General features: G+C 70.8%; 20 protein-coding genes. 8 read left to right on the forward strand and 12 right to left on the reverse strand.

Translation table 11 applies throughout. The features are described from left to right. The first annotated feature begins 40 nt into the window (after positions 1 to 40). The 3 genes from cydD to OG714_RS26205 all read left to right on the forward strand — a co-directional run bounded on the left by cydD (position 41) and on the right by OG714_RS26205 (position 6,481). Positions 41 to 3,538: a thiol reductant ABC exporter subunit CydD gene (cydD, locus tag OG714_RS26195; protein ID WP_406124532.1), complete on the forward strand. Its 3,498-nt coding sequence runs from the start codon at positions 41 to 43 to the stop codon at positions 3,536 to 3,538. Positions 3,539 to 3,599: 61 nt separating this feature from the next. After that, the gene (locus OG714_RS26200) at positions 3,600 to 5,285 is read left to right on the forward strand and encodes a GAF domain-containing sensor histidine kinase (protein ID WP_406124533.1); all 1,686 of its coding nucleotides are present in this window, start codon (positions 3,600 to 3,602) and stop codon (positions 5,283 to 5,285) included. A 152-nt stretch (positions 5,286 to 5,437) separates the two neighbouring features. Beyond that, the gene (locus tag OG714_RS26205) at positions 5,438 to 6,481 is read left to right on the forward strand and encodes a peptidoglycan DD-metalloendopeptidase family protein (protein ID WP_406124534.1); all 1,044 of its coding nucleotides are present in this window, start codon (positions 5,438 to 5,440) and stop codon (positions 6,479 to 6,481) included. 62 nt (positions 6,482 to 6,543) lie between these two features. Here the strand turns inward: OG714_RS26205 and OG714_RS26210 are convergent, their stop codons facing one another. The 8 genes from OG714_RS26210 to OG714_RS26245 all read right to left on the reverse strand — a co-directional run bounded on the left by OG714_RS26210 (position 6,544) and on the right by OG714_RS26245 (position 14,608). Further along, positions 6,544 to 7,431 (reverse strand): Cof-type HAD-IIB family hydrolase, encoded by an 888-nt coding sequence (locus tag OG714_RS26210; RefSeq protein ID WP_406124535.1) that lies wholly within the window; start codon positions 7,429 to 7,431, stop codon positions 6,544 to 6,546. A gap of 98 nt (positions 7,432 to 7,529) precedes the next feature. After that, on the reverse strand, positions 7,530 to 8,432 hold the full coding sequence (locus tag OG714_RS26215) for an LLM class flavin-dependent oxidoreductase (RefSeq protein ID WP_406124537.1): 903 nt from the start codon (positions 8,430 to 8,432) through the stop codon (positions 7,530 to 7,532). Between the two features lie 42 nt (positions 8,433 to 8,474). Continuing rightward, entirely contained in the window at positions 8,475 to 8,921 is a 447-nt protein-coding gene (locus OG714_RS26220; RefSeq protein ID WP_406124538.1) for a hypothetical protein, read from the reverse strand. Positions 8,922 to 8,990: 69 nt separating this feature from the next. Further along, entirely contained in the window at positions 8,991 to 9,539 is a 549-nt protein-coding gene (locus OG714_RS26225) for an RNA 2'-phosphotransferase (protein ID WP_406124540.1), read from the reverse strand. 122 nt (positions 9,540 to 9,661) lie between these two features. Beyond that, positions 9,662 to 10,576 carry a MerR family transcriptional regulator gene (locus OG714_RS26230; protein WP_406131950.1) on the reverse strand — a complete coding sequence of 305 codons (915 nt, stop codon included), beginning with the start codon at positions 10,574 to 10,576 and terminating at the stop codon, positions 9,662 to 9,664. Positions 10,577 to 11,127: 551 nt separating this feature from the next. Continuing rightward, positions 11,128 to 12,015, reverse strand: a complete 888-nt coding sequence (locus OG714_RS26235) for a metal-dependent hydrolase (protein ID WP_406124541.1) — start codon at positions 12,013 to 12,015, stop codon at positions 11,128 to 11,130. Beyond that, entirely contained in the window at positions 12,012 to 13,769 is a 1,758-nt protein-coding gene (locus OG714_RS26240) for an SDR family oxidoreductase (RefSeq protein WP_406124542.1), read from the reverse strand. The genes OG714_RS26235 and OG714_RS26240 overlap by 4 nt, the downstream gene beginning before the upstream one ends. Next, positions 13,766 to 14,608, reverse strand: a complete 843-nt coding sequence (locus OG714_RS26245) for a M24 family metallopeptidase (RefSeq protein ID WP_406124544.1) — start codon at positions 14,606 to 14,608, stop codon at positions 13,766 to 13,768. Before OG714_RS26245 ends, OG714_RS26240 begins: the two co-directional genes overlap by 4 nt. A gap of 246 nt (positions 14,609 to 14,854) precedes the next feature. Between OG714_RS26245 and OG714_RS26250 the strand changes: the two genes are divergently transcribed. The 5 genes from OG714_RS26250 (at position 14,855) to OG714_RS26270 (ending at position 18,698) form a co-directional block, all read left to right on the forward strand. After that, complete coding sequence (locus OG714_RS26250; RefSeq protein WP_406131951.1) at positions 14,855 to 15,841, forward strand: ABC transporter ATP-binding protein; 987 nt, start codon at positions 14,855 to 14,857, stop codon at positions 15,839 to 15,841. Beyond that, positions 15,831 to 16,739: an ABC transporter permease gene (locus OG714_RS26255; protein ID WP_406124546.1), complete on the forward strand. Its 909-nt coding sequence runs from the start codon at positions 15,831 to 15,833 to the stop codon at positions 16,737 to 16,739. Before OG714_RS26250 ends, OG714_RS26255 begins: the two co-directional genes overlap by 11 nt. Beyond that, a complete protein-coding gene (locus OG714_RS26260; protein WP_406124547.1) occupies positions 16,736 to 17,647 on the forward strand; it encodes an ABC transporter ATP-binding protein in 912 nt (303 codons plus the stop codon). Before OG714_RS26255 ends, OG714_RS26260 begins: the two co-directional genes overlap by 4 nt. A gap of 12 nt (positions 17,648 to 17,659) precedes the next feature. After that, complete coding sequence (locus tag OG714_RS26265; protein ID WP_406124548.1) at positions 17,660 to 18,379, forward strand: ABC transporter permease; 720 nt, start codon at positions 17,660 to 17,662, stop codon at positions 18,377 to 18,379. A 79-nt stretch (positions 18,380 to 18,458) separates the two neighbouring features. After that, entirely contained in the window at positions 18,459 to 18,698 is a 240-nt protein-coding gene (locus OG714_RS26270) for a hypothetical protein (RefSeq protein ID WP_406124549.1), read from the forward strand. Positions 18,699 to 19,006: 308 nt separating this feature from the next. On the opposite strand, the gene OG714_RS26275 is transcribed toward OG714_RS26270, so the two are convergent. From OG714_RS26275 to efeB, 4 genes are all read right to left on the reverse strand, one after another. Beyond that, positions 19,007 to 19,810 carry an HAD family hydrolase gene (locus OG714_RS26275; protein WP_406124551.1) on the reverse strand — a complete coding sequence of 268 codons (804 nt, stop codon included), beginning with the start codon at positions 19,808 to 19,810 and terminating at the stop codon, positions 19,007 to 19,009. After that, on the reverse strand, positions 19,807 to 21,084 hold the full coding sequence (serS, locus tag OG714_RS26280; protein ID WP_406124553.1) for a serine--tRNA ligase: 1,278 nt from the start codon (positions 21,082 to 21,084) through the stop codon (positions 19,807 to 19,809). The genes OG714_RS26275 and serS overlap by 4 nt, the downstream gene beginning before the upstream one ends. Before the next feature lie 562 nt (positions 21,085 to 21,646). Beyond that, entirely contained in the window at positions 21,647 to 22,579 is a 933-nt protein-coding gene (gene pheA, locus OG714_RS26285; protein ID WP_406124555.1) for a prephenate dehydratase, read from the reverse strand. A 71-nt stretch (positions 22,580 to 22,650) separates the two neighbouring features. After that, positions 22,651 to 23,949: an iron uptake transporter deferrochelatase/peroxidase subunit gene (gene efeB / locus OG714_RS26290; RefSeq protein WP_406124557.1), complete on the reverse strand. Its 1,299-nt coding sequence runs from the start codon at positions 23,947 to 23,949 to the stop codon at positions 22,651 to 22,653. Position 23,950: the final 1 nt, after the last annotated feature.

The raw sequence follows: 23,950 nt of genomic DNA on the forward strand, positions 1-23,950 counted from the left end.
CTGCGAAGCCGGGACCTCCCGAGAAGAGGGTGTGTTTCACGTGAAACCGATCGACCCACGTCTGCTCCGCTACGCCCGCGCCACCCACCTCTTCCTGATGGCGGTCGTCGGTCTGGGCGCCCTCGGTGCGGTGCTGGTCATCACGCAGGCGATGCTCATCGCCGAGGTCGTGGTCGGTGCCTTCCAGCACCGGATGTCCGTCGGTGAACTCGGCACTCCCCTGCTGCTGTTGGTGGCCGTCGCCGCCGGCCGCGCGCTGGTCTCCTGGCTCACCGAACTCGCCGCCCACCGCGCCAGCGCCGCCGTGAAGTCGGAGCTACGGCGACGGCTGCTGGAGCGTTCCGTGGAGCTGGGCCCCGGCTGGCTGAGCGGGCAGCGGACCGGTTCGCTGGTCGCCCTCGCCACGCGGGGTATCGATGCTCTCGACGACTACTTCTCGCGCTATCTCCCGCAGTTGGGGCTCGCGGTGGTCGTCCCGGTGGCGGTGCTGGCGCGGATCGTCACCGAGGACTGGGTGTCGGCGGCGATCATCGTCGGCACGCTGCCGCTCATCCCGCTCTTCATGGTGATGATCGGCTGGGCCACGCAGTCCCGGATGGACCGGCAGTGGCAGTTGCTCTCCCGGCTTTCCGGGCACTTCCTGGACGTGGTCGCGGGGCTGCCGACCCTGAAGGTGTTCGGCCGGGCCAAGGCACAGGCCGACTCGATCCGACGCATCACCGGCGAGTACCGGCAGGCGACCATGCGGACGCTGCGGATCGCCTTCGTCTCCTCCTTCGCTCTGGAGTTGCTCGCCACACTCTCCGTGGCCCTGGTCGCCGTGACGATCGGCATGCGCCTCGTCCATGGCGACATGGACCTCTACATCGGTCTCGTCGTCCTCGTCCTCGCACCCGAGGCGTACCTGCCGCTGCGTCAGGTGGGCGCGCAGTACCACGCGGCCGCTGAGGGCCTCGCGGCGGCCGAGGAGATCTTCTCGGTACTGGAGACACCGGTACCGGCCTCCGGCACCACCGAAGTGCCGTCGGACGCCCTGGCCTTCGAGGGCGTGACGGTCCGTTATCCCGGGCGGTCCGCGGACGCCGTGTCGGACACGTCCTTCGCCGTGGAACCCGGAGAGACGGTCGCCCTCGTCGGACCGAGCGGCTCGGGCAAGTCCACTCTGCTGAACGCCCTGTTGGGGTTCGTCCGGCCCACTGAGGGCCGGGTGCGCGTCGGGGGAGTCGATCTCACCGACGTCGACCTGGAGCGGTGGCGGTCCCGAATCGCCTGGGTGCCGCAACGCCCGCAGTTGTACGCCGGGACGATCGCCGAGAACGTACGGCTCGCCCGCCCCGACGCCGACGACACAGCCGTACGGCGGGCGTTGGCCGATGCGGGCGCCCTGGACTTCGTGGACGCGCTGCCCGAGGGCATCGGGACCGTGCTCGGTGAGGACGGGGCCGGGCTGTCCGCCGGGCAGCGGCAGCGGCTCGCACTCGCCCGGGCCTTCCTCGCCGACCGGCCCGTGCTCCTCCTCGACGAACCGACGGCCGCGCTGGACGGAGCGACCGAGGCCGAAGTGGTGGAAGCGGTACGGCGGTTGGCGGTCGGGCGGACGGTCCTGCTCGTGGTGCACCGGCCGGCGCTGCTGGCGGTGGCCGACCGGGTGGTGCGGGTGACGGAGGGCACGGCCGCGATGCGCGCGGAGACCCTGCCTGCGGCCACCGGTACGGACCTGGGCTCGTCGGAGACACCGGTGAATCCCGTGGCCCTCGACGAGCCCGGGACGCGACTCCCGGCGCACACGGGTGGCGTCCTCTCCCGGGTCCGTGCCATGTCCGGTGCCCGGCGCGGACGCCTCGCCCTGGCGCTGCTGCTCGGAAGTCTCGCGCTGGGCAGCGCCGTTGGGCTCATGGGTACCTCGGGGTGGCTGATCTCGCGGGCCTCGCAGCAGCCGCCCGTGCTGTACCTGATGGTGGCCGTGACGGCGACCCGGACCTTCGGGATCGGGCGGGCCGTGTTCCGGTACGCGGAGCGGCTCGTCTCGCACGACGCGGTCCTGCGGATGCTGGCCGACACCCGGGTCGCCGTCTACCGGCGCCTCGAACGGCTCGCGCCCGCCGGGCTGCGCGACACCCGGCGCGGCGATCTGCTCTCCCGGCTCGTCGCCGACGTGGACGCGCTCCAGGACTACTGGCTGCGCTGGCTGCTGCCCGCCGGGGTCGCGGTCACCGTCTCCGCCGCGACGGTCGGCTTCACGGCGTGGCTGCTCCCCGAGGCCGGTGCCGCCCTCGGGGTCGGTCTCCTCGCGGCCGGCGTCGGCGTCCCCCTCGTCACCGGTGCGGTGGCCCGCCGTGCCGAACGGCGGCTGGCCCCCGCCCGCGGAGCGCTCGCCACCCGCGTGACCGAACTGCTCACCGGAACCGCCGAGTTGACGGTCGCCGGCGCGCTGCCCGCCCGTACGGCGGAGGCCAAGCGAGCCGATGGCGTCCTCACCCGGATCGCCTCCCGAGCCGCCACCGCCACCGCCCTCGGCGACGGCCTCACCGCGCTGATCTCGGGCCTGACCGTCGCCGCCACCGCCCTCGTCGCAGCCCAGGCCGTCGCCGCGGGACGGCTCAGCGGTGTTCTCACGGCCGTCGTCGTCCTCACCCCGCTCGCCGCCTTCGAGGCCGTCCTCGGACTGCCCCTCGCCGTGCAGTACCGGCAGCGGGTCCGCAAGAGCGCCGAGCGCGTGTACGAGGTACTGGACGCCCCCGAGCCCGTACGGGAACCGGAGCGGCCCCGCCAGGCACCCGCGACACCCTTCCCGCTCGTCGTACAGGGGCTGGCCGCCCGGCACACCGGGCAGGACCGGGACGCACTCACCGGGCTCGACCTGACGTTGGAGAAGGGCCGCCGGGTCGCCGTGGTCGGCACCTCCGGGTCCGGCAAGACGACGCTGGCGCAGGTGCTGCTGCGCTTCCTCGACGTGGACGCCGGCACGTACACGCTGGCCGGTGTGGACGCGTACGCCCTGGACGGCGACGACGTACGACGGCTCGTCGGGCTGTGTGCCCAGGACGCGCATCTCTTCGACAGCTCGGTGCGCGAGAACCTGCTCCTCGCGAAGAAGGACGCGACCGAGGACGAACTGCGGGCCGTGCTGGAGCGGGCCCGGCTCCTCGACTGGGCCGACGGGCTGCCCGACGGCCTGGACACCCTCGTCGGTGAGCACGGGGCGCGGCTGTCCGGCGGGCAGCGGCAGCGGCTGGCGCTCGCCCGCGCCCTGCTTGCCGACTTCCCGGTCCTCGTGCTCGACGAGCCCGCCGAACACCTGGACCTGGCCACCGCCGACGCGCTCACCGCCGATCTGCTGGCTGCCACGGAGGGCCGTACGACACTGCTGATCACGCACCGGCTCGCGGGCCTGGAGGACGTGGACGAGGTGATCGTGCTGGACGAAGGACGTGTGGTGCAGCGGGGACCGTACGCCGGACTGGCCTCGGTGGAGGGGCCGTTGCGGGGGATGGCGGAGCGGGAGGCGGAGTCGGAGCTGCTGGTGGCGGCCGGCTAGGAGGGCTCGTCGCCGATCCGCTCGACTTTCCGTGACAAAGGGGACTAATTAGGCTCGGTGTATGTCAGCCACCCCGCGTCTTGGTCCCCCGTCCCCCTCCCCGGGACCCTCGGCCGAACTGGCTGCCCGCGTGCCGCAGTTGCTCGCGGCGATGCGGTCCGTGGGGAGCGGGCTCGAACTGCACTCCACGCTGGAGCGGATCTGCGAGGCGGCGGCCACGCTGACGGACGCCCGCTACGCGGGGATCGGTGTCGTCGACGAGGACGGTGACGCGCTTGCCGACTTCGTCTTCCACGGGGTCGACGAGGGGACCGCGCGGCGCATCGGGCGGTTTCCCGACGGGCACAAGGGGCTGCTCGGCACGCTCATCCGGGAGTCGGGGCCGGTGCGGCTGGCGGATGTGAGCGAGGATCCGCGGTCCTGGGGTTTTCCCGAGCACCATCCGCGGATGCGTGGCTTTCTCGGTGTTCCCATCCGCGTCCAGGGAGAGGTCTTCGGGAACCTCTATCTGGGCGAGAAGCGCGGCGGGGGCCCCTTCAACGACTACGACGTCAACATGGTCCGGGTGCTGGCGACCGAGGCCGGTATCGCCATCGGCAACGCCCGGCTGTACGAGGCCGCCAAGCAGCGTGAGCGGTGGATCGACGGGTCGGTGGCCGTCACGACCGCCCTGCTGTCCGGTGGGGACGCCGAGGACGCGTTGCAGGTCGTCGCGGAACGGGCCCGCCGGCTGTCCGGTTCGGCGGCCGGGATCGTGCTGCTGCCCGCCGACGGGGGCGGCATGGAGATCGTCGCCGTGTCCTCGGAACAGCCGTCGGACCAGCTCGGCAGGGTCGTTCACCGGGACAGCGAGATCGTCGCCCAACTCCTTGACGGACAGCCGGTGTTCGTGGCGGACGCGGCCACCGATCCCCGTATGCTCAGCGCCCTCGCGCGCGCGTACGGGCCGATCATGGCGCTGCCCCTGCAGAGCGGAGGGCGCGTCCTGGGTGCCCTGGTCACGCCCCGCGCGCAGGGCGAGCGGACCTTCACGGAGGCCGAGCGCACCCTCGCGACCCAGTTCGCCTCGCAGGCCGCCCTCGCGCTGATGATGGCCGAGGCGCAGCGCGACCGGGAGCGGCTCGCGGTGTACGAGGACCGCGACCGCATCGCCCGCGACCTGCACGACCTGGTCATCCAACGGCTGTTCGCCACCGGGATGATGCTGGAGAGCGCCCAGCGCGGGTCGCTCGTCCCCGAGATTCGGCACGGCGTGGGAAACGCCGTCGACGAACTCGACGTCACCATCCAGGAGATCCGCACCGCGATCTTCGCGCTCCAGCAGGGCCCCGCCGAGGCGCCCTCCGGGCTGCGCACGCGGGTGCTGCGGGAGATCAACATGGCGGCCGTGCCGCTCGGTTTCCAGCCCGCGCACCGTTTCGTCGGCGCGGTCGACACGACGGTCGGCGACCTCACCGGCAAGAACCTCATCGCGGCCCTGCGCGAGGCCCTCTCCAACGCGTTCCGGCACGCGGAGGCGGCCCGGATCGAGGTCGTCGTCGACGCGACCGCGACCCTGCCGGACGGCCGGCCCGGCGTACGGCTCACCGTCGCGGACGACGGCGTCGGCATCCCCGCGGGCGGTCGGCGCAGCGGCCTCCAGAACCTCAAACGCCGGGCCGAATCCCTGGGTGGCGACAGCTCGTACGGGCCGGGCATCGGCGAGGACGGCGGCGGTACGACGGTGGTGTGGCAGGCGCCCCACTGAGCCCTGCCGGGATCCTGTCCAGTGCGGCTTCCGTCGAGCCCTGTCGGACACCTGCCCGCCGCGGCTCCCGCTGAGCCGTTCGCAGCAACGCGTCCCCCATGCGTACGACTTGAACAGGGCCTTCGTCCGCCGCGCGGGTCACGATCGCTGACATGCGCTCATCTCGCCGTTATCCGCTGCTCGTTCCGGTGCTGCTGTGCGCGCTCGCCGTCCTGGCGGCCCGCCCCGGCGACGACGACTCCCAGGCCGCCGCCGGTGCCAGCGCGCAGGTGGCGCGGCTGTACCAGGACGCGGCCCTCGCGACCCAGCAGTACGAGGCCGGGCGGCGGGACGCCGACGCGCAACGGGCCCGCGCCCAACGGGTCGAGGCCCAACTGGCCGGCGAACGGCGGGAGATCGCACGGCTGCACGAGGACCTGGGCCGGATCGCCCGCGCCCAGTACCGCAGCGGCGGCGGTGTCCCGATGGCCGCCCGGATCATCCTCGCGGACAGCCCCGAGGACCTGATGCGCGATCAGCACGTCTTCTCCCAGGCGGATCTCGCCGTCGGCAACGCGATCGGCAGGAGCCACCGGGCCGAGGTACGGCTCGCCGGCGACGAGGCGAGAGCCGCGTCGGCGTGGCGGACGCTGGAGAAGCGGAACGCCGAACTCGCCGACCTGAAGCAGGGCATCCAGCGGAAACTCGACGAGGCGCGCGGCCAGTTGCAGGGCCAGGCGGACGCCTCGGTCGCGGCGGGCACCTGCCGGGGCGCCGTCCGCCTCGACCAGCCGCCGACCCATGTCACCGACCCGTGGGTCGCGCCGGTGGAGCCCGTCGAACTCTCCGCGGGGTTCGGCAGCGGCGGCTCCCGCTGGGCGAACCGGCACACGGGCCAGGACTTCGCGGTGCCCATCGGCACGCCGGTGCGGGCGGCCGGAGCGGGCCGGGTGGTGCGGGTGTCCTGCGGGGGCGCCTTCGGCATCGAGATCGTCATCGAGCACCCGGGCGGCTACTACACGCAGTACGCCCATCTCGCCGCAGTCACCGTCGACCAGGGGGACCGCGTCACCACCGGCCAGTGGATCGCCCAGTCCGGCACGACCGGCAACTCCACCGGCCCGCATCTGCACTTCGAGGTGCGGGTCACCCCGGAGATGGGATCGGCGGTCGATCCCGTGCCCTGGCTGGCACAGCGGGGAGTCCCTGTCGGCTAGGGCGCTTGTCGCTCACGTAAGGGGCGCGCTCCAGGACGGCGCCCGTTACTGCCCGGCCGCCGTCATCGCCGTTCGGCCAGCATCCGCTCGATGACGACCGCCACACCGTCCTCGTTGTTGTCGACGGTCCGCCCGGAGGCCGCGGCGAGCACGGCGGGGTGCGCGTTGCCCATCGCGTACGACTGTCCCGCCCAGGTGAGCATCTCGACGTCGTTCGGCATGTCCCCGAAGGCGACGACCTCCTCGGGCGCGATACCGCGCTCCGCGCAGCACAGGGCGAGCGTGCTCGCCTTGGAGACGCCGGGCCCGCTGATCTCCAGCAGGGCGCTGGGGCTGGAGCGGGTGACGTTCGCGCGGTCGCCGAGGGCGAGGCGGGCGACGTTCAGGAAGACGTCCGGGTCCAGCTCGGCATGGAACGCGAGGATCTTCAGCACCGGCTCGTCGGCCCCCAGGGCGTCCGCCGCCAGGAGTTTCTCGGCGGGTGCGAGGGTGTCGGGGATCTCCAGGTGCAGCTTCGGATACGCCGGCTCCTGGTAGAAGCCGTAGGTCTGCTCGATCGCGTACACCGTCCCGGGCGCCGCCTCGCGCACCAGGCGTACGGCGTCGAGGGCGTTCTCCCGGGCCAGTTCGCGGACCTTCACGAAGCGGTGGGCGCCGGGGCCGCCGTGCAGGTCGACCACGGCGGCGCCGTTGCCGCAGATCGCCAGGCCGTGGCCGTGGACGTGGTCGCTGACGACGTCCATCCAGCGGGCCGGGCGGCCGGTGACGAAGAAGACCTCGATACCCGCCTCCTCGGCCGCCGCCAGGGCGGCCACCGTGCGAGGGGACACTGACTTGTCGTCGCGCAGCAGGGTGCCGTCCAGGTCGGTGGCGATCAGTCGGGGCGGGACGGCGGAGGCCGGGGTCTCGGGCTGTCGAGTCGCTGAGGTCACCGGGCCATTCTCCCGCATATGCCCGCACGATCGTGCGGGAGTGCGCACAGGTGAGTGGTTACCGCCCCTACCAGGGCCGTTGTGCTCCCTGGTACCCGCCGAGCCGTGGTGCGGACTCAGCGGAGCTGCGTCGGAGCCTCCATGGCGATCTGCTCGAAGACCTTCTCGTCCGCGGCGAAGTCGGAGTCCGGGATCGGCCAGTGGATCACGATGTCGGTGAAGCCCAGTTCCTGGTGCCGGCCCGCGAAATCGACGAAGGCGTCGAGGGACTCCAGCGGGCGGCCGCGGTCCGGGGTGAAACCGGTGAGCAGGATCTTGTCGATCGCGGATGTGTCCCGGCCGATCGCGGCACAGGCATCGGTCAGCTTCTCGACCTGCCCGCGAATGGCGTGAACCGACTGCTCAGGGGTGCCGTTCTCGAACAGCTTGGGATCGCCGGTGGTCACCCACGCCTGTCCGTAGCGGGCGGCGAGCTTCAGCCCGCGCGGACCGGTGGCGGCCACCGCGAAGGGCAGCCGGGGCCGCTGCACACAGCCCGGGATGTTGCGCGCCTCGTGCGCCGAGTAGAAGTCGCCCTTGTACGACACCGAGTCCTCGGTGAGCAGCCGGTCCAGCAGCGGAACGAACTCCCCGAGCCGGTCGGCACGCTCACGCGGGGTCCACGGCTCCTGCCCGAGCGCCGTGGCGTCGAAGCCGGTGCCGCCCGCGCCGATGCCGAGGGTGACCCGGCCGTCGGAGACGTCGTCGAGGGAGATGAGCTCCTTGGCGAGGGTCACCGGGTGCCGGAAATTCGGCGACGTGACGAGGGTGCCCAGACGCATCCGCTCGGTGACGGCCGCGGCGGCGGTCAGTGTCGGTACGGCGCCGAACCACGGGCCGTCCCGGAAGGTGCGCCAGGACAGGTGGTCGTAGGTGAAACCGGTGTGGAAGCCGAGCTGCTCCGCGCGCTGCCAGGACTCGCGGCTCCCCTCGTTCCAGCGGCGGTACGGGAGGATCACGGTGCTCAGGCGCAGGCTCATGATTCCCAGGCTATGCCGACGTCCGTGTTTCACGTGAAACCGTCACTGTATGCGGCTGTTGAGCCACGGTGTGAGGGCGATCATCGAGATCCACTCCTTGTGCGTCCGGTCGCGGGGCAGCGGGACGACCAGATGGCAACTGGGCGGGAAACGGCGGGCCTTGACGTAGGCGTGGCCGTCGAAGACGGAGCGGAGGAAGGCGGGGACGTCGTCGCGGGCGATGTCTGGGCAGTCGATGCCCTCGACCGTGATCAGCGCGTCGTCCTCGGGGTAGAGCCGCACGCTCACCCGCGGCAGTCCGCCGAACTCGACGAAGGCCTCGTGCGGGAGGGAACCGTCCGGGTCGGTGGTGACGCCGAAGCCCGCGGAGGTGCGGCGGGAGGTCTGGTCGGCGCCGATGTCATGGGTGACCTCGATCTCACGCGCGTACTCGGCCGCGATGGCGCGGAGGACGGTGACGGCGGCCTCGGTGCTCGGGAAGTGGTCCATACCACTGATCATGCCGGGGGTGGTGTCGCCGAGGCCATGCCGGGGCAGTACTCCTCGGGCCGTGCGGGGTCAGTGGGATGCGGGGAACCGCAGATACCGCACGGGTACCGCCTCCGTGAGCCACACCCCGTTCTCGCTGACCCGGAAGACGTGACCGTCCCGCTGCATGGCGCCGGCATCCACGGAGAGCACGACCGGCCGCCCGCGGCGGGCACCCACGCGGGTCGCGGTCTCCCGGTCGGCGGAGAGGTGCACGGCGTGGCGGTTCATGGGCCTGAGCCCCTCGGCCCGGATCGCGTCCAGGGTGCGCGCGACCGTGCCGTGGAAGAGGTACGGCGGCGGGGTGGCCGGGGGCAGTCCGAGGTCGACCTCGATGCTGTGGCCCTGGCTGGCGCGGATCCGGGTGCCCTCGATCGCGAAGCGGCGCTTGTCGTTCGTGGCCACCACGTGGTCGAGTTCCTGACGGCTGAACCGGACCCCGTGCGCGGCACAGGCGGCGATCAGCGTGTCGATCTCGACCCAGCCGGCTTCGTCGAGGGTGAGCCCGATCCGCTCGGGTTGGTGGCGCAGGTGCTTGGAGAGGTACTTCGACACCTTCACGGTGCGTCTTTCATCCATCCGCTCAGCATGACGGGAGAGACGTGGATCACGCATTTTATTTTGCGGCCGATGTTTGATCCACAACCAACTGTAGTTATCCACAGGGGAATTGGTGTTTCTGTGGACAACTCCCTGTCATGTCACACCTGTTCGTCAAGATCGGCTGGGGGGCCGCCCCTTGGCATGAGCGCATCCAACGCCCTTGCCCGCAGCTCCCGTTCGGCCGCCAGCGCGATGAACTCGGCCGCCTTCGCCGGACCAACCAACGCTTCCACGGCCCGCATTGTCGTCTCGGGCACGGCCACGGAACGTGACGAGGACACGGACCGCGAAGGCTCCGCCGTCCCGAGGTGCCGGCGCAGCGACCGGTTGGCGAACAGGCGCATGGCGCGGGCGAGTTCGGCGTCCACGGTCTGCTGCGCGAGGGGCCGCAGTCGTCGTACGAGAGAGGCCGCCTCCGTGGCATCCGCGTCCGTCGGACGGTGTGGACCGTCGAGGTAGCGGGCGAAGACGTGCTCGGTGGTGAACTCCAGGAAACGGGAGGCGATGTGCTCGACCTGGACCCTCAACTCCCGTAGGTGGGAAGAGATCGCGGGCAGGGGAACCCCGGATGCGTACAACTCGACGGCTACGGCCAGCTCTTGAGGGCTCGGCACGAGGAAGGAGTCGGTGTCTCCGGGGACCGGCTCGAGTACGCCGAGTTCGACGGCCTCGGCGACGGCCGCGTCGTCCGGGCTGCCGCCGAAGCGCTGCTCCAACTCGGCGCGCGAGATCCGTACCGCCTCCTCGTCGGTCCACGGCCCGTCGACCTCGGCGGCCAGCCCGAGCACCCCGCCCAGACCCCGGCCCGCGTCCCACGCGTCCAGCAACTCCTTGATGGAGGCCAGGCCGTAGCCGCGGTCGAGCAGGTCAGCGATCTGCCGGAGCCGGGCGAGATGGACATCGGCGTACACGTTGGCCCGCCCGCGCCGCTCGGGACGGGGGAGCAGACCGCGGTCCTGGTAGGCACGGATCGTCCGGACGGTGGCCCCGCTGAGATGCGCGAGGTCTTCTATGCGGTAGGCGACCTTGCTGGGGCCGGAGTTGAGGCCGGGGCTGGAGTTGGAATTGAGGTTGGGGCTGGGGCCGGGGCTGGGGTTGAGGTTGATGTTGGGGCCGGAGTGGGACGCGGCCCCGGACGCAGGCTCGGAGCGGGATGCCGCCGAATCCGGCCTGGTCCCGGCACCGGATGTGGCCGTTGAATCGATCCTGGTCCCGGACGCGGCCCCTGAAACGGACCCGGTTCCGGACGCAGGCTCGGAGCGGGACGCCGCCGAATCAGACCCGGTCTCGGAACCGGATGTGGCCGCCGAATCAGACCCGGTCCCGGACTCGGAACCGAACGCGGTCCCGGACCCGGTCTCCGACCCGGGCGCGGTCCCAGAACCGGGCCCAGCCCCCGAACGAGACGCCGCCGCAGAACCGGCCCCCGCCCCGACACCAGAGCCGACCGCTTCCCTCCCCTCGCCCCCACGCGCCTGGGAATTCCCCTCGCCCCCACCCGCCCGGGGATTCATCTCACCCACACGCGCCCAGGAACTCCCCTCACCCCCACCCGCCCCCGACCTCACGCAACCCCCGCCCGTGCCGCCGGTGACCTTCTCAGGTACTCCACCGCGCGGTTCAACGATCCCTCCCGCGACGGATGGTAGGAGCGCCGCAGATAGCGGGGGACGGCCGCGCCGAGTGAGCGCCAGGTGGGCAACAGGCCTTTGCGTACGGCTCTGTTGTGTTCGGTGAGCGAGTAGCGGACGCGGCCCGCGAGTTGGGGGTCGTGGCGTATCAAGTAGGCCGTGCCCCAGGCCCACAGGGCGAGCATCACGGGCGCCGTCGCCGCCATGCCGGCGACCCGGCGGGCGTAGCGGGGGAGGCCGTGGCCTCCGCAGTGCTGGAACATGTCGAAGGCGACCGCGCGGTGTTCGACCTCCTCCGCGCCGTGCCAGCGCAGCAGGTCCAGCATGATCTCGTCGGCGCCGGCCCGGTCGAGGCCCTCCGCGGTCAGGATCCAGTCGCCCAGCACCGCCGTGAACTGCTCGATCGCCGCGACGACCGCCAGCCGGAACCGCAGCCACTCCCGCTCCGGCAACGGCGCGCCGAACGGCGGGCGTTCGCCGAGCAGCCGTTCGAAGAGGAAGTCGACGTGCCGGGTGAAGTCCCCGGTGTCGAACCGCTGGGCCGTGAGCTGGTCCAGCACGTGCGCGTGCTGGACGCTGTGCGTGGCCTCCTGGCCCATGAACCCCTTGACGTCCGCGCGGAGTTGAGGGTCCTCGACCAGCGGCAGACCCTCCTTGAGGACCTTCACGAACCACCGCTCCCCCGCCGGCAACAGCAGATGCAGGACGTTGAGGACATGCGTGGCGGTCGGCTCGTCCGGTATCCAGTGCAGGGGCGTGCGCGACCAGTCGAAGGAGACCCGGCGGGGCGCGATCGTGTGGTGCTCGTCCGCGGAGGTCACAGCGGCGGCTCCAGGCGGGCCATCGCCCGCAACGCGCGCGGGGCGAACCGGGACATCAGATGGGCGCCGCGCGCCTCCGGGGTGACGGGCACGACGGCCTCGTTGCGGACGACCGCCCGCAGGATCGCGTCGGCGACCTTCTCCGGCGGGTAGTTGCGCAGCCCGTAGAGCCGCGACGACCTCTTCTGGCGCCGCTTCTCCTCGGCGGCGTCGACCCCGGCGAAGTGCGCGGTCGAGGTGATGTTGGTGTTGACGAGGCCGGGGCATATCGCCGAGACGCCGATCCCCTGCCCGGACAGCTCCGCGCGCAGGCACTCGCTGAGCATCAGTACGGCGGCCTTGGAGGTGCTGTAGGCGGGCAGTGCCTTGGAGGGCTGGAACGCCGCCGCCGACGCGGTGTTGACGATGTGGCCGCCCTGCCCGCGCTCGGCCATCTGTTTCCCGAAGAGGCGGCAGCCGTGGATCACGCCCCACAGGTTGACGTCCAGGACCTTCTTCCAGTCCTCCGGGGTGGTGTCGAAGAAGGAACCGGAGAGTCCGATTCCGGCGTTGTTCACCAGGACGTCGACCACGCCGTACTCGGCGGCGACCTTCGCGGCGAGCTTCTCCATGGCCTGCTCGTCGGAGACGTCGACCGTCTCGGCCCAGGCCTCGGGGGCGCCGATCAGCCGGGCCAACTCGGCGGTGCGGGCGGCACTCTCCGCATCGCGGTCCACGGCCACCACGCGCGCGCCGGACTCGGCGAACGCGAACGCCGTGGCCCGCCCGATGCCGCTGCCCGCACCCGTGACCAGCACGAGCTGCCCGCCGAACCGCTGGACGTACTTGCCGGTCGCCGGCGTCGACCTGGGGCGCTCGCCCTCATGAGTGGTCACGAACTCCGTGATCCAGGACGCCAGTTGATCGGGCCGCGTGCGTGGGATCCAGTGCTTGGCCGGGAGCGTGCGGCGCACCAGCCCTGGCGCCCACAGCTCCAGTTCGTCGTAGAGCCGCTCCGACAGGAACGCGTCCCCCAGGGGCGTGACGAGCTGCACGGGCGCGTGCGCGTACGCGTCGGGGCGTGGCCTGCGCAGCCTCGCCCGGACGTTGTCCCGGTACAGCCAGGCGCCGTGGGCCGCGTCCTGGGGCAGTGAATAAGTCGGGTAGTCGCCGCGCGGGATCTTCTCGACGCGCTCCAGGATCTTCGGCCAGCGTTTGCCCAGGGGGCCGCGCCAGGCGAGTTCGGGCAGCACGGGCGTGTGCAGCAGGTACACGTACCAGGACTTGGCGCCCTGGCCGAGGAGTTGGCCGACGCGGCGCGGGGTGGGCCGGGTCAGACGCTTGTTGATCCAGTGCCCGAAGTGGTCGAGGGACGGCCCGGACATCGACGTGAAGGAGGCGATCCGGCCCACCGTGCGCTCGACGGTGACGAACTCCCAGGACTGCACCGAGCCCCAGTCGTGCCCCACCAGGTGCACCGGCCGGTCCGGGCTGACCGCGTCCGCGACCGCCAGGAAGTCGTCCGTGAGCTTCTCCAGGGTGAACCCGCCCCGCAGCGGTTCCGGGGCCGTCGACCTGCCGTGGCCCCGGACGTCGTAGAGCACGACGTGGAAGCGGTCCGCGAGCCGGGACGCGACCTCGGACCACACCTCCTTGCTGTCGGGATAGCCGTGCACCAGGACGACCGTGGGGCGCGAGGGGTCCCCCAACTCGGCCACGCACAGCTCGACTCCGCCCGTCCGCACCCAGCGCTCGCGCGCACCCTCAAGCGTCACTTGTCCTCCGCCCAGCGCCGCACGTGCGGCAGATCGTCGTCCAGCCAGAAGGCGCTCTGTTCGGGGTCCTTGGAGTCGGTGACGACCAGGATCTCCTCGAACTTGGCGCCCGTGCCCCGGAATCCGAGATGCGGTTCGACCGCCCACAGGCCCGGATGCGGGGGATGGTCGGAGAAGCGGTACGGCGACCACAGCGGGGACCAGCCGTCGCGGTGGCCGTGCAGCGCGTCGCTCGCGAGGCCCTTCAGGGACTGGGTGCCGAACCCGAACAGCCGCGGGGACCAAGGGCGTTCGGCGACCCGGTCGACCTTGTGCGCGATCACGCCGAAGGGATACGCGCGGTGCCGGTTGGCGTAGCCCTGGCGGACCATGAGGCGGTCCACGTCCTCGTAGATCTCGCGCAGCGGGCGCCGCTCGCGCACCTCGCGCAGGAGCAGCGCGCGATGCGCCTCCAGGTCGGTCATCAGCCGGTCCTGCACCGGGTTGGCTCCCAGGGAGCCCGAGTAGCCGATGTCGGCCGTGAAGCCCTTGTACACGGGGGCCATGTCCAGGATGAACGGCATCCCGGGCTCAAGGCGGCGGCCCGTGGGGAAGAACTGGAGCGGCACCCGGAAGTTCGTGAACGCCGTGCGGTCGCCGAACCAGGCGAAGGGCAGATGGAACCAGTCCCGCACACCCCTCGCGTGCAGCCACGACCGCTGCATCCGCGCCGCGTCGCGCTCGCTCACTCCGGGCTCCAGCCGGGCCGCGACGGCTTCGGCGCACTCGTACGCCAGCCGCTGGACCTCCCTGAACCCCCGCAGTTCCGCGGAGAGTTCGCGTGTCACCGCCGTAGTCATGCCACCGCCCCACCTGTCCACATTGACTGCGGTACGTGCTCGTAACTTGACACTCGTGAATGTGACAGTTGTTAGAGGCTGCGTCAATAGGCTTGATCTCTACCTGTGGATAACCGCGAGGGCCGGTCGCGTAGCTCTCAAGTAGGGGCATCCCCTACGGACCCGTACGTCTGGAGTCTGACGCGAGTACAGCTCTGCGGGGTGACGACCGGAGTGGCCCGGGTCACTACCTTCGTAGACGTGACTGTGATCGCGACCGAAAGCCTGAGCAAGCGGTTCCCACGGGTGACCGCGCTTGACCGGCTCTCCGTGGACGTCGGCCCCGGTGTGACGGGGCTCGTCGGTGCCAACGGAGCCGGCAAGTCGACCTTGATCAAGATCCTGCTGGGTCTGTCCCCCGCCTCCGAGGGCCGAGCCGAAGTGCTCGGCCTCGATGTCGCCACCAAGGGTGCCGACATCCGCGAGCGCGTCGGGTACATGCCGGAGCACGACTGTCTGCCGCCCGACGTCTCGGCCACCGAGTTCGTCGTCCACATGGCGCGCATGTCCGGCCTGCCGCCCACCGCGGCCCGCGAGCGCACCGCGGACACCCTGCGCCATGTCGGTCTGTACGAGGAGCGCTACCGCCCCATCGGCGGTTACTCGACGGGCATGAAGCAGCGCGTCAAGCTCGCGCAGGCCCTCGTCCACGACCCGCAGCTGGTCTTCCTGGACGAGCCGACCAACGGCCTCGACCCGGTCGGCCGCGACGAGATGCTCGGCCTCATCCGCCGCATCTACACGGACTTCGGCATCTCGGTGCTGGTGACCTCGCACCTGCTGGGCGAGCTGGAGCGCACCTGCGACCACGTGATCGTGGTCGACGGCGGCAAGCTCCTGCGCTCCAGCTCCACCACGGACTTCACCCAGACCACGACGACCCTGGCGATCGAGGTCACCGACACCGACGAGCACCCGGACGGCACCCGCGCGGTGCGCGAAGCGCTCCACGCGCGCGGGGTGGACACCCACGACAGCAGCGGCCTGCCGGGCGCGGGCCACGTCCTCCTCCTGACGGCCACGGGCGAGGAGACGTACGACGTGATCCGGGACGTCATCGCGGACCTCGGCCTCGGCCTGGTGCGCATGGAGCAGCGCAGGCATCACATCTCCGAGGTCTTCACCGACACCGGCACCGACACGGGTGCCGGCAGCGACGCAGAGCGGAAGGAGGCCGTAGGCCATGGCAATTGACCAGCCCCTGGTCCCCCAGCCGGGCGACCAGACCCGTATCCACAACATCGGCTACCGCAACTACAACGGCCCCCGTCTGGGCCGCGCCTACGCCCGCCGCTCCCTCTACTCGCAGTCCCTGCGCGGCTCCTACGGCCTCGGCCGCTCGGTGAAGTCCAAGGTCCTGCCGATGCTGCTGTTCGTGGTCATGTGCGTGCCCGCGGCCATCATGGTGGCCGTCGCGGTCGCCACGAAGGCCAAGGACCTGCCCGTCGACTACACCCGCTACGCGATCATCATGCAGGCCGTCATCAGCCTCTACGTCGCCTCGCAGGCACCCCAGTCCGTCTCGCGCGACCTGCGCTTCAAGACCGTACCGCTGTACTTCTCGCGGCCGATCGAGACCGCCGACTACGTGCGGGCCAAGTACGCGGCCCTGGCCTCGGCCATGTTCATCCTGACCGCGGCCCCGCTGATCGTGCTCTACGTAGGAGCGTTGCTCGCGAAGCTCGACTTCGCCGACCAGACCAAGGGCTTCGCCCAGGGACTCGTCTCGGTGACCCTCCTCTCGCTGCTCTTCGCCGGCATCGGCCTGGTCATCGCCGCGGTCACCCCGCGCCGCGGCTTCGGCATCGCGGCCGTCATCGCCGTACTGACCATCTCCTACGGCGCGGTCTCCACCCTCCAGGCGATCGCCGACGCCCAGAACGCCACGAACGCCATCCCCTGGATCGGCCTCTTCTCGCCCGTCACCCTCATCGACGGTCTGCAATCGGCCTTCCTGGGCGCGACATCGGCGTTCCCCGGAGGCGTCGGCCCCACCCACGGAGAAGGCGTCGTCTACGTCCTCGCCGTCCTGGGCCTCATCGCCGCGACCTACGGCCTCCTGATCCGCCGCTACCGGAAGGTGGGCCTGTGACCACGCTCTCCATCGACCACGTCTCCCGCTGGTTCGGCAACGTGGTCGCCGTCAACGACATCACCATGACCGTCGGCCCCGGAGTCACCGGGCTGCTCGGCCCCAACGGCGCCGGAAAGTCCACCCTCATCAACATGATGGGCGGCTTCCTCGCCCCCTCCACCGGCACCGTCACCCTCGACGGCCAGCAGGTGTGGCGCAACGAACAGATCTACAAGCACATCGGCATCGTCCCCGAGCGCGAGGCGATGTACGACTTCCTCACCGGACGCGAATTCGTCGTGGCCAACGCCGAGTTGCACGGCCTCGGAGCCAAGGCGGCCCAACGGGCGCTCGCCACGGTCGAGATGGAGTACGCGCAGGACCGCAAGATCTCGACGTACTCCAAGGGCATGCGGCAGCGCGTGAAGATGGCGTCCGCCCTGGTCCACGACCCCTCGCTGCTCCTGCTCGACGAGCCGTTCAACGGCATGGACCCGCGCCAGCGCATGCAGCTCATGGACCTGCTGCGGCGGATGGGCGACGAGGGCCGCACGGTGCTGTTCTCGTCCCACATCCTCGAAGAGGTCGAGCAACTCGCCTGGCACATCGAGGTGGTGGTGGCCGGCAGGCACGCGGCCAGCGGCGACTTCCGCAAGATCCGCCGCCTGATGACCGACCGCCCGCACCGCTACCTGGTCCGCTCCAGCGACGACCGTGCCCTCGCGGCCGCGCTGATCGCCGACCCGTCGACGTCCGGCATCGAGGTCGACCTGGCCGAGGGCGCGCTGCGCGTCCAGGCCGTCGACTTCGGCCGGTTCACGGTCCTGCTGCCCCGGGTGGCCAAGGACCACGGCATCCGGCTGCTCACGGTCTCGCCGTCCGACGAGTCCCTCGAGTCCGTCTTCTCGTATCTCGTCGCGGCGTAGGAGGCCAAAGAGATGTACGACCCCACAGTCGCCCGACTCACCTACCGGGCCCTGCTCGGCCGGCGCCGGGCCCTCATCCTGGGCGCCCTGCCCTTCCTGCTGATCGCGATCTCCGTGGTGGTGCGCGGCCTCACCGGCGCCGACGACCAGACCGCGGTCGACGTCCTGGGCGGATTCGGCCTCGCCACGATGGTGCCGATCATCGGCGTCATCGCGGGCACCGGCGCCATCGGACCGGAGATCGACGACGGCTCCGTGGTGTACCTGCTGTCCAAGCCGCTGAAGCGGCCCACGATCATCTTCACCAAGCTGATCGTGGCGGTCGCCGTCACCATGGTGTTCTCGGCGGTCCCCATGCTGATCGCCGGCCTCATCCTCAACGGCAACGGCCAGCAGATCGCCGTCGCCTACACGGTGGCCGCCCTGGTCGCCTCCATCGCCTACGCGGCACTCTTCCTGCTGCTCGGCACGGTCTCGCGGCACGCGGTGGTCTTCGGACTCGTCTACGCCCTCGTCTGGGAAGCCCTGTTCGGCTCCCTGGTCGCCGGCGCCCGCACGCTCAGCGTCCAGCAGTGGTCCCTGGCCGTCGCCCACAAGGTCGCCGGCGGAGACCTGGTCACCTCGGACGTCGGACTGACCACGGCGACGGTGTTCCTCGTCGCGGTCACCTTCGGAGCCACCTGGTACGCCGGACAGAAGCTGCGCTCGCTGAAGCTCGCCGGCGAGGAATGACAGGTCCTGATCTTGACGGGGGCTTCATCTCTGTCCGGGCACACTGGGCAAAGAGGACGCACGGCTAGGAGGAACGGGGATGGCCGGAGAGGCGACATACGGCGGCGACCACGCGGAATCGGGGGACGGCTGGGACAAGTTGGTCCTGGACGACGACTTCATACGGTCCGCCGAGACGGCCGAGCCGTCCGCCCGGGCCCGGATGCTCGCGGCGCGCTGGCGCAACGAGTCGCCCGAGCCCCAGCCCTGGCGCTCGGACGAGCCGCCCGCGGGCTGGTTCTTCAGCAAGGCGCGTCGGCGCAAGTGGCGGCGGCGGTAGGCGTCGCACGGCTGCCCTTTTATTCGGTGGCGCCCAACTCGGCGTACAGGCACAGTTGTTGTGTCGACGCCGGATCAGCCGGCGCCACTTACCGGGAGAGGAGCTGGACGATGTCGATGCACGACAGGACGTCCAACTCCCTTCAGGGCAGCCCGCGGCGGTCTCCGGAGTAGTTACCCTCCGTCGAGTCGCCCACCACGGGGAGCTGCCCGGGGCGGCCGCTTCGAGCACGCGACTCATTATCGCGTGGGCCGCCCTCCCTTTCGCCCCCGCTACCGGGGGCATTCTGCTGGGGCGGTTGCCCACACCTACGCGAGCAACCGCTCCAGCACCACCGCGATCCCGTCCTCCTCGTTGGAGGTCGTCACCTCGTCCGCCACAGCCTTGAGTTCCTCATGCGCGTTGGCCATCGCCACGCTGTGGGACGCCCACGCGAACATCGCGATGTCGTTGGGCATGTCGCCGAAGGCGATCGTGTCGGCGGCCTTCAGGCCCAGGCGGCGTGCCGCGATGGACAGGCCCGTGGCCTTGGACAGGCCGAGCGGCAGCAGCTCGACGATGCCCGCACCGGCCATCGCGACGCCGACGAATCCGCCCGCGGCCTCGCGCGCCGCATCGGCGAGTTCGTCGTCCGTGAGGGTCGGGTGCTGGATGTAGATCTTGTTCAGGGGCGCGGTCCACAGGTCGGACGCGTCCGTGAACGGGGTCGAGGGGAGCTTGCCCGTCACCGCGTACCCGGGGCCGACCAGCACATCGCCGTCCAGGCCGTCCCGGCTCGCGGCCAGGAACAGCGGGCCGACCTCCGCCTCGATCTTGGCGAGGGCCACCCCGGCGAGCTGGCGGTCCAGGGTGACCGAGGTCAGCAGGCGGTGCTCCCCGGCGTCGTAGACCTGGGCGCCCTGGGCGCAGACCGCGAGGCCCTCGTAGCCGAGGTCGTCGAGGATGTGCCGGGTCCAGGGGGCCGCGCGGCCCGTCACCACGATGTGTGCCGCGCCCGCCGCGGTGGCCGCGGCGAGGGCGTCACGGGTGCGCCCGGAGATCGACTCGTCGGAGCGCAGGAGCGTTCCGTCGAGGTCGGTCGCGATCAGCCGGTAAGGGAAGTCCGCCGTCACTTGGCGACCGGCGTCAGGACCTCACGGCCGCCCAGGTACGGGCGCAGCACCTCGGGCACGCGCACGGAACCGTCGGGCAGCTGGTGGTTCTCCAGGATCGCCACGATCGTGCGCGGTACGGCGCACAGCGTGCCGTTGAGCGTGGCCAGCGGCTGCACCTTCTTGCCGTCGCGCAGCCGCACGGACAGCCGGCGGGCCTGGAAGCTGTCGCAGTTGGAGGCCGAGGTCAGCTCGCGGTACTTGCCCTGGGTCGGGATCCACGCCTCGCAGTCGAACTTGCGGGACGCCGACGAACCGAGGTCGCCCGAGGCCACGTCGATGACCTGGAAGGGCAGTTCGAGGGCGGTGAGCCACTGCTTCTCCCAGTCCAGGAGCCGCTGGTGCTCGTTCTCCGCGTCCTCGGGGAGGACGTACGAGAACATCTCGACCTTGTCGAACTGGTGCACGCGGAAGATGCCACGCGTGTCCTTGCCGTACGTGCCGGCCTCGCGGCGGAAGCACGGGGAGAAGCCCGCGTAGCGCAGCGGGAGCTTGTCCGCGTCGAGGATCTCGTCCATGTGGTAGGCGGCGAGGGGGACCTCGGAGGTGCCGACCAGGTAGTAGTCGTCCTTCTCCAGGTGGTACACGTTCTCCGCGGCCTGGCCGAGGAAGCCGGTGCCCTCCATGGCGCGCGGGCGGACCAGCGCCGGGGTCAGCATCGGGATGAAGCCGGCCTCCGTGGCCTGCGCGATCGCCGCGTTGACGAGCGCCAGCTCCAGGAGGGCGCCGACGCCGGTGAGGTAGTAGAAGCGCGAGCCGGAGACCTTGGCGCCGCGCTCGACGTCGATGGCGCCCAGCGCCTCGCCGAGCTCCAGGTGGTCCTTGGGCTCGAAGCCCTCGGCGGCGAAGTCGCGGATCGTGCCGTGCGTCTCCAGGACGACGAAGTCCTCCTCGCCGCCCACGGGCACGTCGGGGTGCACGAGGTTGCCGAGCTGGAGCGCGAGGCGCTTGGTCTCCTCGTCCGCCTCGTGCTGCTCGGCGTCGGCCGCCTTGACGTCGGCGGCGAGCTGGCCCGTCTTCTTGAGCAGCTCGGCCTTCTCGTCCGCGGAGGCCTTGGAGATGAGCTTGCCGATGCTCTTCTGCTCGGAACGCAGCTCGTCGAAGCGGATGCCGGACGACCTGCGTCGCTCGTCGGCGGACAGGAGAGCGTCGACGAGCGCGACGTCCTCTCCACGGGCGCGCTGGGACGCGCGCACACGGTCGGGGTCCTCACGGAGCAGGCGAAGGTCAATCACGCGGACCAGGCTACCGGTGACGGGTTCCGGCTCACGACTCGGTATTCCGAACTACGGCTTACATCCAGTTATGGGGTAATTGCGAAGAGTGTTGAGGCGGGTCGATCCGTGTCAATGAAAAGGCGTCCCGCTCCCTGGAACGGGGCAGGCGCGAGGCGGCCTGTTGACCCGAATCCCTTGGGGGAAACGGGACTTGAGGTCGCGGTTGTCCACAGGAATCCACATCCCGGAAGAGTTATCCACAGGCTGTGCGAAAGATCTGTGGACATCGAAAGTGATCATTTCCAGCGGGTTTCGCGAGACGGGTAATTCCTGTCCCAAACGCACCTCCCAACCACTTTGGGGTGGAAATGTGTCGCTCCATAGGATTGCCCGAAGGAAACAGGTGGACGAAGAGTGACCTACGTGCCGGTGGACGAGTCGACGGCCTGTAGGGAGATTTGTCGACTGGATCGCACTTCGTTGTCGACTTGTCCCCAGGTCGAGAAGTGGGCCTGTGGATAACTTCTGTGGATAACGAAGATACGCAGGTAGTACCGGGCCGCTGCGCGGGTACTGCCGGTCAGAAACGCCCGTCCTGGCAGTGCGCGACCCAGTCGGCCGCGGCCAGGAACTCCTCGTCCGAGGTGCCCGGGAACAGCGGCCGCACCCCGTCCACGCCGACGTCGGCGCGCGGGTACGAACCGAGGTAGCGCACCTGCAGGCAGATCCGCTTGAGCCCGGTCAGCGCCTCGGCGACCCGGCGGTCGGAGATGTGTCCCTCGGCGTCGATGCAGAAGCAGTAGTTGCCGATGCCGGCGCCGGTCGGGCGGGACTGGAGCAGCATGAGGTTGATGCCCCGGGTGGCGAACTCGCCCAGCAGGTCGCGCAGCCCGCCGGGATGGTCGTCGCGCTGCCAGATCACGACCGACGTCTTGTCCGCGCCGGTCGGGGCCGCGGGGCGGGCGGGCCTGCCCACCAGCACGAACCGGGTCTGCGCGTTCTCCGCGTCGTGGATCTCGGTCTCCAGGGCCTCGAGACCGTACCGGGCGGCGGCGAACTCACCGGCGAAGGCGGCGTCGTAGCGACCCTCCTGGACCAGGCGGGCGGCGTCCGCGTTCGAGGCCGCCGACTCCCACAGGGCGTCCGGGAGGTTCGCCTTCATCCAGTTGCGGACCTGCGGCTGGGCGGCGGGGTGCGCGGAGACCGTCTTGATGTCGGAGATCTTCGTGCCCGGCCTGACCAGCAGCGCGAAGGTGATCGACAGCAGCACCTCGCGGTAGATCATCAGTGGCGCGCCCGCGACCAGCTCGTCCAGGGTGGTGGTGATGCCGCCCTCGACGGAGTTCTCGATCGGCACGAACGCGGCCTCGGCCTCGCCGGTGCGCACCGCGTCCAGCGCGGACTGCACCGACACGTACGGGATCAGCTCCCGGGTGGCCGCCTCGGGAAGCGTCCGCAGGGCGACTTCGGTGAAGGTGCCCTCAGGGCCGAGATACGCGTAGCTGGCTGGCATGACCTCACCCTAATGGCCCTTGCCAAACCCGGGGCACGCTTCCTGACCCACCACTCCATAGGGCGACGGCCTCACCCCTCCAGCAACCGCTGCCCCACGTACTCGCCCTCCGCCGCCCCGCCCGGCACCGCGAACAAGCCGCTCGCCTCATGGCGGATGTACGTCGACAGGGCATCACCACGATCGAGTTTCCGCTGCACGGTGACGAAGCCCCGCAACGGATCGGCCTGCCAGCAGACGAAGAGGAGCCCGGCGTCCGGGGTGCCGTCGGCGGCGATGCCGTCGTGGTACGAGAAGGGGCGCCGCAGCATCGCCGCGCCGCCGTTCTGGTCGGGCCGGGCGATCCGGGCGTGCGCGTTGATGGGGACGGCCAGGGCGCCCTTCGCGTCGGTCTTCTCCAGGTCCATCGCGGTCGTCTCACCGCCCCCGGACAGCGCCGCCCCATTGGACTTGCGGCGCCCGACGACGTTCTCCTGGGCGCCGGTCGAGAGCTTCTCCCAGTCGTCCAGGAGCATGCGGATACGGCGTACGACGGCGTAGGAGCCGTTCGCCATCCACGCCGGGTCGGTCGAACCGGACGCCGGCACGAAGATGCGCTTGTCGAAGTCGGACTCGGTCGGCTTGGGGTTGCGGGTGCCGTCGAGCTGGCCCATCAGGTTGCGGGCCGTCATCTTGTGGGCCGTCGCGCCCGGCGTCCGGTTGAAGCCGTTCATCTGCCAGCGGACCTTGGCCGCGCTGCCCGCGTCCTTCTGGATCGTGCGCAGGGCGTGGAAGGCGACCAGCGCGTCATTGGCACCGATCTGCACCCACAGGTCGCCGTTGCTGCGCGTCTTGTCGAGATGGTCGGAGGAGAAGTCGGGCAGCGGGTCGAGGGAGACAGGGCGCTGCTTCTCCAGACCCGTACGGGAGAAGAAGGAGTTGCCGAAGCCGAAGGTGATCGTCAGCGACGAGGGTCCCGCGTCCCGGGCGACATCCGTGTCGTCCTGCGCCGCCGCCTCGCCCGCCATCAGCCGCTGCGCGGTCGTCGACCAGCGGCGCAGCAGGGCCGCCGCCTCCTTGCGGCTCGCGCCCGCCGCCAGGTCGAAGGCGACGAGATGGCCGCGCGCCTGGAGGCCCTCGGTGATGCCGGGCTGATGTTTCCCGTGAAACATTGCCATGTCCTCGCCGAGCGAGGTGAGCGGTGTGGCACCGGCGGGCGCGGCCGCGTACCCCACGGCCCCGCCCGCCGCACCGAGCACGAGCCCGGTGGCACCGGCCGTACCGAGGAGCCGTCGGCGGGAAATGCCCTCCCCTGGGGAGGCGTTTTCGGAAACGGCCTCCCCAGGAGGTGCTTCTACGGTCCGGGCCTCGGGAATGGACTGGTCAGGCATG

The organism is Streptomyces sp. NBC_00989 (assembly GCF_045162655.1).
Taxonomy (GTDB): Bacteria; Actinomycetota; Actinomycetes; order Streptomycetales; family Streptomycetaceae; genus Streptomyces.